The sequence below is a fragment of the Bacteroides intestinalis genome (genome assembly GCF_003464595.1).
In the GTDB taxonomy this organism is placed as follows: domain Bacteria; phylum Bacteroidota; class Bacteroidia; order Bacteroidales; family Bacteroidaceae; genus Bacteroides; species Bacteroides intestinalis_A.
On the sequence record NZ_QRZF01000004.1, the window covers coordinates 395,094 to 409,890 of the forward strand.

7 protein-coding genes are annotated in these 14,797 nt (G+C 43.4%); all 7 read right to left on the reverse strand.

The annotated features are described in order from the left end of the window. Positions 1–2: 2 nt before the first annotated feature. The 7 genes from DWW10_RS08195 to DWW10_RS08225 all read right to left on the reverse strand — a co-directional run bounded on the left by DWW10_RS08195 (position 3) and on the right by DWW10_RS08225 (position 14,482). A complete protein-coding gene (locus DWW10_RS08195) occupies positions 3–2,819 on the reverse strand; it encodes a SusC/RagA family TonB-linked outer membrane protein (protein WP_022394129.1) in 2,817 nt (938 codons plus the stop codon). 48 nt (positions 2,820–2,867) lie between these two features. Next, positions 2,868–4,907, reverse strand: coding sequence for a RagB/SusD family nutrient uptake outer membrane protein (locus DWW10_RS08200; protein WP_022394130.1), 2,040 nt, complete (start codon positions 4,905–4,907; stop codon positions 2,868–2,870). A gap of 6 nt (positions 4,908–4,913) precedes the next feature. Beyond that, a complete protein-coding gene (locus tag DWW10_RS08205; RefSeq protein WP_118421202.1) occupies positions 4,914–8,081 on the reverse strand; it encodes a SusC/RagA family TonB-linked outer membrane protein in 3,168 nt (1,055 codons plus the stop codon). A 485-nt stretch (positions 8,082–8,566) separates the two neighbouring features. Beyond that, on the reverse strand, positions 8,567–9,436 hold the full coding sequence (locus tag DWW10_RS08210; protein ID WP_022394133.1) for an SGNH/GDSL hydrolase family protein: 870 nt from the start codon (positions 9,434–9,436) through the stop codon (positions 8,567–8,569). An 81-nt stretch (positions 9,437–9,517) separates the two neighbouring features. Next, complete coding sequence (locus DWW10_RS08215) at positions 9,518–12,388, reverse strand: glycosyl hydrolase (RefSeq protein ID WP_022394134.1); 2,871 nt, start codon at positions 12,386–12,388, stop codon at positions 9,518–9,520. A 48-nt stretch (positions 12,389–12,436) separates the two neighbouring features. Continuing rightward, on the reverse strand, positions 12,437–13,318 hold the full coding sequence (locus tag DWW10_RS08220) for a sialate O-acetylesterase (protein WP_022394135.1): 882 nt from the start codon (positions 13,316–13,318) through the stop codon (positions 12,437–12,439). A 123-nt stretch (positions 13,319–13,441) separates the two neighbouring features. Further along, a complete protein-coding gene (locus tag DWW10_RS08225; protein WP_022394136.1) occupies positions 13,442–14,482 on the reverse strand; it encodes a polysaccharide deacetylase family protein in 1,041 nt (346 codons plus the stop codon). Between the last annotated feature and the right edge of the window lie 315 nt (positions 14,483–14,797).

The window sequence follows — 14,797 nt, forward strand, 5'->3', positions numbered from 1 at the left end:
AATTAAAACGTAACACTCAGACCCAACGCAACGCTTTTCGTCATAGGATTGATTCCATATGCTTCGGGGTCGTTCTCATCTATATGGTCGAAACTGAAGAGGTCAATGCCACGTACATACAATTTAGCGGCGTTTACAATTTTCGTCTTTTTCAGCCAAGAAGCGGGCAACTTGTAGTACACTTCCAGATTACGCAACTTGAGAAATGAGCGGTCGGCCAACCACAGAGTCGATGTCTGGTAGTTGTTGGCATTGCTTTGGCTGCTCAGACGCGGGAATTTGGCATTCTGATTCTGCGGTGTCCAACGATTGTCGTAAGCATATTGAGAGATATTAGTGTTGTTTATCAACGGCCAATACATGCTCTTGGTGTCGAGAACGGCACTGTAATTGCCTGTCCCCTGGAACATGGCATAAAATCCGATTCCTTTCCACTCCGCACCCAAATGCAGGCTGTAGTATATTTCCGGGCAAGTGGTGCTGTAGCCGATAGCCACTTTATCGTTGGCATCGATGATGTTGTCGCCATTCACGTCGCGATACTTTATATCACCGGGCTTCACCGTAGAGAAATTCTGTGTGGGACTTGCAGCGATGTCTGCTTCATCCTTGAAGAAACCGATAGCTTCCAATCCGTAGAGTTGTTCGTAAGGATTTCCCGTCTGGACAAGATTCGCATATTGGCGGGGCTCTTCCAGCATTTCCTTGATTTCGTTTTTATTCAACGAGAAGTTACCGCCGACATTAAATTCCACTTGGCCGAGCTTTTTGCTATAATCAAGACCAACTTCTATACCCTTACTATCCACGATACCTGCATTTTCATACGGAGGATCCATACCGAAAATTTCCGAGTACTTGCCTTCCGAAGTCACCCAAATGTTTGTACGGTGTTCTTTCCAAAGGTCAAGAGTCACATCCAAACATCCGAAAAGTTTCGCATCCACCCCTACATTGTATTTATAGGCCTTTTCATGGCTCGGATTGGTTGTAGCTACCCGTTCGAGGTAGGAACGTCCGAAACTAGAGTTCCAACCGCTGTCGAAAGGATAAGTACCTCCCGAAGTGCCATACTGCTGGGCATAGTATGACCAAACTTCATCACCCGGTAAGTTGTCCACATTGATGATACCTGCCGATGCACGCAGTTTCAGGAAATTCACCCATTTCACATTTTCCATGAACTTTTCTTTGGAGATGACCCATGCGGCCGACAAAGTGGGCGAAAAAGCCCATTTGGTACCGGGAGCCAAACGGCTACTGCCACTTTCTACCAAAGCGAGGTCAACGAAATAACGGTTCAAGTAACCATAGTGCGACCACCAGGTAATGTTCTGACGATTCACCGTGTTGTTGATGCCATTCGGGTCGTTATTCTCATAGTCCCACTTCAACTGGCTGTAGATGCTGTGGTCACCGAATGTCCGCTGATAGTTAAATCCCACATCGAAATGGAGTAGACGGTCAAATTCATTAGTTTTCGCATCTGTTCCCATTTCACTATCCTTTCCATAAATTTCACTCTTTACAGTAGGCTCGGAAGCACCGTCCGCCCATGTAGGCGCATTGACACTGTAGACATACTCTTTGCTATGGTCTTCATAGATATTTGCTATATTGTCATAACTGATGCGCACGAACGCATTCAATCCTTTTGTCAGGCCGGAAAGATCCTGAGTCAGCTTCATGTCGGCAAAAAGCGAGCGAGTATGATTTTTGTAATAAGCGGCGCCGACACTCTGTGCTACAGGATTTTGTGTACCTGCCCATGTGTCGCTACCTCCCCAAACACCGTTCTTATCCCTGATGGGGAATGCGGCAGAGGGCACTGTGTAAACCAAGTCCCAAAGGTCAGCCTGCGCACCCGGTCTTGATGTTTCCTGCAATACGCCCAACAAATTCACCTGCAGATCGGTTGTCTTGGTCAGGTCGATATCCATATTCATGCGTAAGTTGCCTTTTACGTATTTGTCCTGTGTGGAATAGCCTTCATTTGCACCCGGTTCTTTCACAAATCCCTTGTTGGAAATCAAATCCAGCATGGTAAAGTAACGAAATTTTTCGCCGCCACCGCGGAATTCGATGTTATACTTATTGGTCATCGCATTGTCGCGGAACGTTTCATCCACCCAGTTCACGTTCGGATAGAGATAAGGCATGGTTCCATCGCGCAAAGCATTGAGCTCTTGATTGCTGTAACGCCCTGTCATACCATCGTTGATACGGGCTTCGTTGACGGCCAATCCATACGTATAGGCATCTACGAATTTGGGTTTGTTGGCAAGCGAAGTAAACAAATGATCGTATGTCACCTTGACGCTGCGCGTGTTATACTTACCACGCTTAGTCACGATATTGATTGCTCCATTGATTCCCTTATATCCATAGAGGGCGACTGCTGCCGCATCTTTCAGAACGATGACGCTTTCCACTTCTTCGGGAGCAATGCTTACAATGTCTCGCTGGATACCGTCGATCATGACCAACGGCGAGTTCTTGCCGTTCAATGTTTGCAGTCCGCGTATATAGAAAGTAGGATTCACATCTGCATAACGACCACTGCTCTGCAACGATATCAAGCCATTGCCCTGACCAATAATGGAGTTGCCGATATTCTTGGCACTACGACGGTCGGTAGTTTCGGAACTAATGACCGACACGGAACCAGTAGTCTCCTCACGGGTCAGCAATCGCTCGGCACCTACATCGATGGTCTGGCCTACAAACTTGTCGGTCTGCTCTTCGTTTGATTCCTGTGCCGTCGTCGGCAGGCACAAACCTGCAAAGAGCGATAACACAATTATATATTTTTTATTCATAACGTATTATTTTACTTTATACCTTTTGATTGTTCATTATTAAAGAGGTTACCATCCGGCATTCTGTACCAAACCGTAATTCTTATTCACTTCCGTAATAGGGAACGGTTGCAAGTACCACTTCGGATCAAAACCTGACCACCAAATACGGGAACCGGTAGTGATTTGGAAGCGTTCGAAGTCGAAATGTGACGGTTCGTAGAAGTTAGGATCGTCTTCCGCCAAGCCTTTGTTGAAAGACTTATTGTACCACTGGTCTTCGGAACGTACCCAACCATTACCATTCTTCACCAAACGATAAATGCGCAAGCCGTGAAGCGGACGTTCCAACAAGTCGGCACGCTTATAACGGATCAAGTCGAAGTAGCGTTCGTTTTGGAAAGCCAGATCGCAAGCACGTTCACGCATGATTTCCGCCAGCAGATTTTCTTTGTTAGATGTCAGGTTCTTGTCAGGATTGCATTCCACCAGTCCTTTCAGACCCACACGAGCACGTACGGCATCCACGTAACCGATGGCATCCGTAAAACTACCTCCGGTCTGAACGATGGCCTCTGCGTATGTCAAGTAGATATCGCTCAACATGATGGCATTCCACTGCGGAAACTTCCTGTCCATGACACTACCTACCAGATATTTCAGCATGCGGTAACCGGTGGCATATATACCTGAATTGGTTTTCGGATCTTTATTGGCATTGGTGCCACCTACCCAAGTCTCCCAGTTATTACCGCTGGCACGTCCGTCACCCCAGTTCACGGCTTGGCGTGCACCGTTTACCACTGCGGTTTCATACAGACGAGGATCGCGGGTATAGCGGATATTCTGCAACTGTTGTTTGCCTTTCACGGTATCGCCTTGAATGAACATATTGTCCAATCGGCCTTCTTTCTCCGCTTTTTCCCAATCGAACGGAGTACCGTCTGCCCAAGGAAACATCTCGATGTATTCTTGCGTAGGACAATAGGCGTAACGAGAATTGGTTTTGCTACCATCTACCGCAGAGCCAAAGCCCAAATTGAACCAACCATAATCATTACCATTGGCATTTTTACTACGGCGGACACTATGTAGAATTTCAGTACTGTTTTCCAGAATGTAGCCGCTACGATAGGCATATCGATAATCTTCCTGTGTATTTCCGGACGGTTTTATCAACTGATAATGTCCCTGGCTGTTCATTTGTGTAAAGAAATCATCGCATGCGCCCTTCAGTTTCGTCCACAGTTCAGGTTTGCTGCCACCATACCAAGTGCAGGTATCAGCTTCCAGAGCATATTTGCCTTGATAATAAGGTTGTGAATCATTGAACAAAGGAGACGCGGCGAAAGCCAGCACCTTACATTTCAGTGCCATAGCACCTGCCAAAGTCCAGTGACCGGTCTCCGACTGTGCTTCCGCACCGGTGTAAGCCCACGGCAATGCTTTGTTGGCGATTGCTGTATCCAGCAGTTCCAGCATGAAGTTCACGGTCGATTCAACACTGCGACGGGGCAGGTCATAACTGCTTTCGGCACCGGTGAACGACTGGCGGATAATAGGCAGACCGCCGTACCAACGGAAAGCGATAAAGTAAGTATAAGCCATCAGACATCTTGCTTCGTCGACTATACGGGCTTTCTCGGCATCGCTCATGTCGGGCACTTCATTAATGCGTTCAATCAGAATCCAGCAGTGACGTACATTCTCCCAGATAAATTCGTTCGTATAAGGATAAATATTACCGTTCTTGTTTCCGTCAATAGCCGAAGTCAGCGAACCGCCATAGTATTTGGAAAACACAGTGGTATTGTTGAAGAAAATATGAAAGTCATCCCCCAACGCATCGGGCATTCCTTTCCAATAGTTCTGGCACTGCGGAGCAGCGTTCGTGGAATTAGTGGGCAGATTGTAATACTGTGTAGCGTAAACACTTGCCAAGAAGTTACGGGTATATTCCGGATTGGAAAATACCTCATCGGCAGTCACCGTACCACCCGGAGCCTTTTCCAGAAATGAGTTTCCGAACTTTATTTCATCCGTACAAGAAACCATTCCGAGAGTAGCCACAGCTGCTACACCTATGATATGTTTGATATTCAGTTTCATTTTTGCTTAAAAATTAAGTTTTAGACTAATGGTATAAGTACGTTGAAGCGGGTATGAGGGCGAACTGCTGGCACGTGTTTCGGGGTCACCCCAAATGTAAGGAGTAAAGGTCAGCAGATTGTAACCGCTCAATGCCACTTGGGCACGATCCAATCCAATCTTCCTGAAGAAAGGAAGTTTCATGTTATAAGCAAGCATAATCGTCTTCAAACGCAGATATTTCGCATCTTTCTCATAAAGAGCGCAATCCTGATAGTTGTTGGTAGATCCGTTGGTCCAAGTGGCGCGCGGATATTCATAATGCTGCCCCGGTCTGTCGGGATTCCATGTATTCTCAACATGATATTTCAACAAGCCGCCACGGTCTTTCGTCGTACGGTCCAGGAATGGATAGCGGAACACGTCGCTGATGACACGCGATACGTCCCAAGAACCCGTCCACTGCATGTTAAATTCGAAATCTTTCCATGCAAAACCGGCATTCAGACCGGCAATGTATTGCGGGTCGTCGGTATAACCCAACTCACGGGTCTTATCGTCTTCATTGATTATGCCGTTACCGTCCAAGTCCACAAACACGGCATCACCGTCTTTTAAGTCAACGAGCTGTTCCGGGAAAGGCTTACCGAATTTTTCTTCGTACAAACGAGGCGTGTCTTCGTCATAGAAACGGAAGAATTTGTACATATAGCGCGAACCGATCCGGTGTCCCTTCTCATACTGGTAAGCATTGGTATAGGGAGCTTCCTTCTTTTCGATAATCTCATTCTGGTTGTGAGAGAGGTTCAGCGTAGCCCAATAGCGGAAGTTGTCGTTCACCTTGTGATTCCAGTTCAAGGAGACTTCCCATCCCCAGCTGTCTACCACACCCAAATTGGCGTAAGGCGGCTGGAAGCCTACGATGGCGGGTGCAGTGTAGTCTTTCAGCAGGATGTCCGTACGGTGTTCCTTATAGTAGTCGAAAGTGGCACGCAGACGGTCGTTCCATAAGTTGACATCGATACCGTAATTTTGTTTAAATGCCTTTTCCCAAGTCAACTCCGGGTTGTTCTTGTTGTTCACATCCTCATAATAAGCCGGGAACAGTACTGAGTTTTCTACACCGAAGTTATAGGCATAACCGCCACGGGTAGCCATCTTATCACTATACAGAAAGGGGTCGGCCAGATACATGAAGCGCGAACCACCCACTTTGTCGTTACCTACCAAACCCCATGAAGCACGGAGCTTCAAGAAAGAGATGGCTTTTTTCAAGGGCTTGAAAAAGTTTTCCTCGCTGACCACCCAACCGATAGAACCTGCCGGGAATACACCGAAACGGCGGTCTGGGTGGAAGTTTTCGGAACCATTATAACCTACATTGAATTCGGTTATATAACGATTCTTGTAGTCGTAAGTGACACGCCCCACCAGACCTACATATCCGCGCGGAATGTCCGAATAACTGTCGGGATAGTAATTCTTGCTCTGATTATAGAGCACCAATGCACCTACCGAATGATCGCCGAAAGTGCGATTGTAGTTCAACTGTGCCTCGAAATACCAGTCGCGCGCCTTTCCGGTATCTTCACTGTAACTGACGGGAGTATTTTCGCCTTCTTTACGATAAAGGAGACTGCCATCACTCTGAATAACAGGAAAATAGGTAGCACGCCCCACAGTACCTCCCTTGGTCACGTTGAACATATTGTTATACGAACCTTTGAGCTTAAATGCAAGGCCTTTGGTGATGAAGTCCAATTTCTGATCTAATGCAAGATCTAACTGCAACTTGTTATTATTGTAATGGTAATAACCACCGGTACCTCCACTGCTGTAATAATTCATGGCACCGCCTCCTACAAAAGGCAAGGTCAGTCCATCGCTATAATCGGTGGTAGTGGCGACATTCTTTCCGTCAACGATACCCGGACTGCTGAAAGGAGTGGCCTGCAACATACTCATAATCATACCGGAAGCGCCCTGACTGGTACGGGGCTTCTGTGCATTGTCTACCGAACCAGCTAAGTTGAACGACAAAGTGGTAGTCTTACTCACATCCAAGTCAAGGTTGGTACGATAGTTGAAACGCTGATAGCGGTAGTCGTAATGGAAATCGTCAAATTCGGTAAACAGACCACCTTGTGTCATGAAACCGGCAGAAACAAAGTAGCGCATGGTCTTGGTACCACCACTGATGTTGACATTATGCTTGGATTGCATGGTAACATCTTTCATGATGTAATCGACCCAACGCGTACTCGGAAAGCGGATGGGGTCGCTGCCGTCCTTGAATTTCTGAAGCACTCCATCCGAGAACATCGGAGTGAACGTCTCACCGGCAGAGAAGTCAAAGTCATTCCTCTGCATCTGGTTGAAGAAAGACCCGTATTCATAACTGTTTGCCTGCTCTAAGAGGCGAGTCGGAGTCAACGCAGAAAAAGAGGTGTTGATGTCAATTTTGGCCTGTCCTTCTCTACCTCGCTTGGTAGTAATCAATACTACACCGTTGGCACCGCGTACACCGAATACGGCCGTAGCCGAGGCATCTTTCAGCACAGTGATGTTTTCGATGTCTTCAGGGTCAATGTCCGCCATGGAACGTTCCACGCCATCCACCTGAATCAACGGAGCGGAATCTGCCCAAGTACCCTGACCACGTACGAAAATCGTGGCAGCATCCGAACCCGGCTCACCCGAATACTGTACGGTAGTCACACCGGAAAGCTGACCTGCCAACACGTTGTTTACGGAAGATACCGGCGTACGAACCAAATCATCCGATTTCACACTCGAAAGCGCACCGGTCACCGTTACTTTCTTTTGTACGCCATAGGCTACTACTTCCACTTCGGCAAGCATTTCGGAATCTTCCAATAAAATGATTTTCATATTCCCGGCAGTCGCTTTCAATACCTTGGTCTTATAACCAATGTATGAAATCTTAATGTTAGTACCCACCGGGACATCCAATTTAAAATTCCCATCAAGATCGGTTATCACTCCAACCTTACCGTCTTCCGACAAGACATTAGCTCCAATGATAGTTTCTCCATTACCATCTACCACAACGCCTTGAATACCCTTCTGCTGTGCATAGAGATTCACGGAAAGCACCGATAGAAATGTAATGAAGAAAAATTGCCTGAACTCATGCAGGTAACCAAACAGTTTGTTTTTTCTTCTGTTTTTCATGCATTCTTTTTTTAAGTTAACGATAGTGTTTTTAATTCTCAAATAATAAATGTGCTGCAAATATAACTACACATATAATTCCAAATAATGTGAAATTGTACAAAAGCATGTAATAATGGACACCCGAATAGAATGCCACCATTACATCGTCTATTTGCCCAATATTTCCATATTCTTGCACAAATTTCCATCAAAATTACAGAGTCCTTAAAAGGAATCATTGGCAAATACTATCCATCCCTGTACGATTTTGAAGAAAATGATTATTAATCATTCATAATGAAATTAACTCCCGGTAACTAATACTACCTCTACTATTACCACCATTTAATAATGTAGCTATAAACACTAATTCGTCCCCTTATAAGGAACATTGCGTTCCCTTATGGAGGGACGCAATGTTCCTTATAAGGGGACGCAATGTTCTCCATGGAGGGACGAATTAGTATTTACCAAAAGAAAGGTTACTACTTTACCTTTGAGGATTAGTATTTATAATCAGTACCAATAAACGCAACCTGCTCAAAATCTTTCAGATTATGACGTATAATCCAATCAATATAAGTCATAAACATCCAGGCAGTATATTGATATCCGGCTGCATTAAGATGACCTCCCATGAAGTATTTGGTACGGAAATCATCTTCTTTACTATACGACGGTGCATATTTATATAAATCTATCACATATACATTTTTAAAGATATCGGCCATCCGGCGCACCACTTCATTGTATGCCTCATTAGTGGATTCCTCTTTAGGACGTGTAACAACAAATATCTTCGCATCAGGCTGTATACTCTGGATACGTTGTATGATTCCGGCATAACATCCTGTATAAGTCTGGGCATTTTTGGTATAATCATTTTTATTTATATCCGACTCCACATTACCAACCGGATGTTTCTTGTACGTATCGTTCACTCCTAAAGCAATAATATATGCCTGTTTAGGTTCTGCCTTAGCATCTATGTTGTTATTCCTATTTTTAGGATTATTCCAGAAACGCTCTATCCATCCCCTCGCCGTTTCTCCACCCTGTGAATAATTATCTCCTTTCGCTCCGGTTGCATAGCAAATGAATTGTCCCCAGGAATATTCATATAGATCAGCATATCCTTTACTTCCATCTGATTTATGATATTCATGTTCTCCACTACATAGAGAATCGCCTATAAATCCCCAAGAACGAAATATGGAGCAGAAACCCGGTTGCTGCAAAACTACGGCAATCGGATTTTCAAGAGTACCATTTCCATCTTCATTATTCGAAGCATAACCTAAGACTGTCCCTGTGAATAGGAGCGTAACAACGATTCCTGACACCAATAATATTGGTTTAGCAATGTTTTTCATATAGTTCATTCTTATAATTTATTCGTTATAATACAATTCTTTAAAAACATAATTACATCAAATTACATGAAAGTATCACGCTTATTGAACCAAGCGAAGTGGAGTTAACGTTACAACACCACAAAGTCCGGACCGCTTCGGTTCCCAATTCTCCGCAGAAAATTTACCGTCCTTTCCTACATTCTCCTTCCGCCTTGCATTAAAGTTGGTATTATAGAATTTTCTCCACTCAATACCCTTTTTATCAAGATCGGCTATGCGGTTAGCCATCAGATTTGAAACCCTAATTTTAAGTTTACTATCCTCTTTCAGAAGATTTCCGGGAATTTCAATACTATAAGGAGCACTGATAAGAGTTCCGATGTATGTATCATCCACATAAACAGAGGCACTTTCATGCACTTCTTCCACACTTAAAAGCCAAACTGGAGCTTGAGCAGGTAATGCAGGAATTTGTGTTACATATTCTGCAGTGCCGGAAAACACTTCGTACTCAGGACCACAAGTAGTCCAGGATTCAAGCTGTCGAACCGTTTTTGAAGCAGGTAATTCCGGACCGCCTTTCACAAAAGTCAGCGTCCAGTCACCCATAACGCCCACCGGATCTCCATTTTCTTCATAATAAGGATAAAATTCTCCATTTGCCTTCCCTTGGAAAGTCTCTATAACCAAAGACTCATCAGGTTTCATCTGAATATAGATTTCATGTTTACCCCCATCTTCCTTCACCTTTGCATAACCTGCTACACCACTCATCGGATTATATAAGGCAGCAGAACGATAATCTACATTAAGTGTAATCCACCCGTCAAATGCTTCTTTTGCAGGATTCTTAATAAAATAATAAAAATCACCATTATCCTTTATGCGACGGATACATTGTAAACCGGAAGCTACAATCTTCTCCGGCCTTACTTCTGCTTTATCCACTAATGCAGATAAGTCATCAGACAAAACAATCTTTCCTTTCCCATAAGAAGCCATACGTACATTACCTTGCCCGGTAAACGACAGTTGTTCTTTAAGATCATTCAATCGTTTTTCGGCCTTCTCCATATCAGATAGTCCGGGAACACCCGTTGGAAGAATTTTATGGAATAATATTGTAGCCCCATCATTGGCCAGATTCATCAGTTTTTCGAATGTCTCCGCAGGGATCAGATGAGTTTCAGGTACAACAATTGTTTGATAATCATTTCCACCTGTAGATAAAACCGTCTTTTTATAAGTTACATCAAGCAATTGCTTATCTGATATGGCATCCCATGAATAACCGTTTTCCGTAAAGAAATCCCCACATTCTTTCATTGACAATTCATTGAAAAGATGACCGGAATCGAAATGGCTCAACAGACCTCTTTTCCTAGGGACAGACCATAAATCGGCAATAGAAAAATAAAGTAGAATATCATTAGAGGGTTTACCAGCCTGCAAGAAACTTTGTGCCCGGGATACATATTGGTTTATCGTTCCAAAATCTTCCCAGAAACTATTAGCCGGAGTAAAATGTACGGCAGCATAGAAAAGCCATCCGGGCCACATGGCATCCTGAGGAGAATATGCAGTGCCGTGATAAAATATGTGATTGACTCCAGCTAACAAGAATTTGTCAACATTCGACTTCACCATCCCCAAAGTAGATTCAAAATGCTCACTCAACCATGTACACGTTTCCGAAGAAACCAATTTCTTGCCTGTGACATGTGCCACCGAAGACGCACTTTTCAGATTTACAATATCATTTCCCTCTATTTCCGGGACATCACTTGCCGCATATAAATCGAGCACATTAGCAGGAGAACCATGTGCTTGATTTCGGATTCCCTTTCCTTGCCTGGCTGCCCATTGTTGCCAGTTTTTGGTATACTTATCAAGCAAGAGTTCGCTGATAGTCATACGATAATCATACAATATTCTGCTATTCATCTCCGATGTATCCAATCCAAGCAAAGCCGGCAAATATTCTTTCAGATCATATCCCTGGAACTTCTGAAACTCCGCAAAGAATTCAGGCGTCCAGTTAGATTCTCCCGAAGCATCATCCACTTCATACGAGTCATTAAAATAATACCTCAAATAGCTTAAATCTTTTCCTTTAAAAGCTTCATCAAACTTATTCAAATAAGTCTTTAATGCATCTTCTGAAAAATGATCTATCACCAGTCCTTCTCCACCCGGGCCGGAACGTTCTACCATTTTCCCATGATCACCCTGAAATAGCGCACAAATCATCCATTCACCTTCGGGAGCAGTCCATACAAGCTTACCTTCAATTACTTTATCAGTCAGATCTATGACCTCCTTGAAGCCGTTCTCTGAGATTCTATTAGCCGTTACTACCAGTAGCGGAAGCTCTTTTTCATAACGAACCTGATCAAAAGCATATTCCTGGCGTGGTTGATTGGCTGCTAAGGGAAATTTCACGTCTGTAGTTTGCAGTTTCCTATTACTTTGCATACGCACTAATGGCTGTTGCTTATAAGAAATCACATCTGTTAGTGTTTGTCCGCCTTTCAATCTATACACTTTTGAACTCATATTTTTGGAAGCCTTACTCTCATCAATCCAGGGACCTCCGAAAGGCCATCCCGAAGCATTAGCAAGATCCACTCCCAACCCTAACCGCTTCGCTTCCCGAAGAGTATAAGTGAAATGTTCGACCCATTCAGGAGACAAATACTCTACAAACTGATCTTCAGTTCCACGAACCCCATATATAGGAGTTATTTCAACTCCACCAAGTCCAGCCTTCTGATATGCTTCGAGTGCAACATTCAAATCTTTTTCATTAACGGCACTCCCCATCCACCACCAACGAGTCCACGGTTTCATCTCCGGTGTAATTGTCGGCCATTCTACTTGTGGTTTCTGCACCTTACTACAACTACACAAACTGACCGCTACTAACAATACAGTAGCTGACTTGATGATTCTTTTATTGAGTCCAAACATATCTAAGACGGTTTAAATGATTACTTTATTAATTCCGGGATAATTCCTTTAAAACATAATTTCAGCCAAACACTTATACATTTCCCTACCCAAATGCTCCGCCGATTTTTTATTAAAATGAAGTCGGTCGTTCAATAGCTCCGCATCAGACATATCTATCAGATAAGCATTTGAATCTTCCTCTGCCAGGCGGCGCATACCTGCTTCCACCTCACTGCTGTAGGATTTATTACTTCTGGCAACTGTGCCGAATATAAAGGGAAGCTTCGAATAATCCTTGCCTGTTTTCTGACTTAAATGTGTGCGTACATAAGTGACTACAGCCTTCAGATTATCATAATAATCTTTTCCCTTACGCTGATCACTCTCTCCCTGATGCCAGAGAAAAGCATCTATTTGATACCCTTCTTCCAACTTCGAAAGAGTTTGATCAATGCAAATATCTATTTCCTGAATAAATGACAATAATAACGATCTTCCTCCTTTAGATGTCGATTCTGTTTGAGATAACCATTCAGGATTTGCCGACCAATATCTTCCTTTTGCAGAATCATAGTTAGGGGCAATAGAAGTTCCGCCAACTGCCCATTTAATCACATAAAATTTTTCTTTTAATAACTGTTCCAGCCAATAATAAGTCACAGCGTCATAGGCCCATAGGGCATTTCGCTCACTTCGCGCAGCCCGGGGCCAAAAAGGGATAAATTTTCCGTCCGGATCATTCTGTGCAATCCGGCAATAAGGATATGCCCCTTCAGAATACTCTACAGTATCTTTTGCCAATGCTTTAATATAGTCTGGTAAGTCTTTATTTGAGGTCCGTCCGTCAGTATTCGACTGACCGGCTGTAATAATTACATGGACCGGCTTGGATGCAGCCATATAACAGCTACTTACAGCAAAAATAAGAGAGAAAATAAGATGTTTCATCACTTGCTTCATTAGATTTTCATTTTCGTTTGTACTTCACTTTCTCAAAAAAAACTTTAAGTTTTCAATCAAGTTTCAAGCTTGCCAATTATTTCATAATAGACATCTTTTTCATGGTTTTACTTATTTAAGATTTACTTCTATCACACCTCCATAAGGATTAAAGTCGAAAACGGCTTTATCTATATGAAGTTGCACAGGCAGTTTCTTCCCGTCTTGTCTGACGGAAATCTTTTTTATATGCTTTCCTCTAATAACCAGCGTCAGTGGTTCTATAAATAGCTCCTTATCCAAAGTCAATCCCGGAGTAATTCTCAAATGATTCTTTTCGCACACAATATCCAACTGAGTTACTCCCTTTTCTTCAACATAAGCCGCCACTTCACGGAATGTCCCAACCCAGATTTTATCTTCCTTTGCCTTGACCTGATCTAAATGATCCCAAAAGCGTTGTGGATCACGAAAAGCGTCATAACCATAGGTCAGGCCATGTGTCATACCTACGCCCCAATCATTGGTTTCTATTAAAGTATTTACCCAGGCCTCCAGATTCTGAGGAGTAGATTTGCTACCGATAGAACGTTGTTTGGTTCTTGTACCTACCCGGTTCTGAACTGCAATCTTCTTAGCCTCTTCTTTCTTATTGTTATTAGGATATACAAAAGTACGGGGCATGACTCCTGTATTGGCAAATATGGCACTATCGTTTTTATAAATATCCTCTCTGATTTCCTCTAATGGAAATCGGGCAAAATTCTTATGTTTCCAACCATGATTTGATATCTCATGTCCTCTGTCCAATAAGTCTTTCACTTGCGACCAGCTCATCCTTGTGGTATCTGTAGTTAGTCCACCATCGCTATTAATCTTAGAACCATTAATAGCAAATGTCCCTCGGAATCCCCTTTTTTCAAACTGAGGAGCAACCAATGAATATTGTTCTGCCAAGCCGTCGTCGAATGTATAACTGATAGCACAAGCCTTATCACCTTTATACGGAGCAATAGCCAAAGTATAGTGTTTTTTAAAAGCAGTCTGGACAACAAGAGTGTCTTGTCCACTCATATGGTAATGAATTATCCCCTTCTTTGTGAAAGTTATCTGTTTGGCATTTACCGGCATCCAAATACCCAGTGCAATCAAGAGCACGAATAGCTGTCTCATATCTTCTATTTTTCAATAATATTAAAATGTATCGCAAACTTAGCACCATTTAAAAAAAGAGGCAATGTAAAAACAGACAAAAACATAGAAAATCGTGTTTTTCATCAAATCCCAGTACTTCCACCCCCTACTGAAACACACTTGCTCCGTACCAACACCGTACTTTCTCCGTGTAGAGGTACCTCTGAGTGGAGAATGTACGGAGCAAGTACGGTTCGGATACGGTCCAGGTATGAACAAGGTATAAATGCCATACGAAAACAAATATTACATGCATCTGTACATACCTCTATATAACAAATGATGCAAATGCCC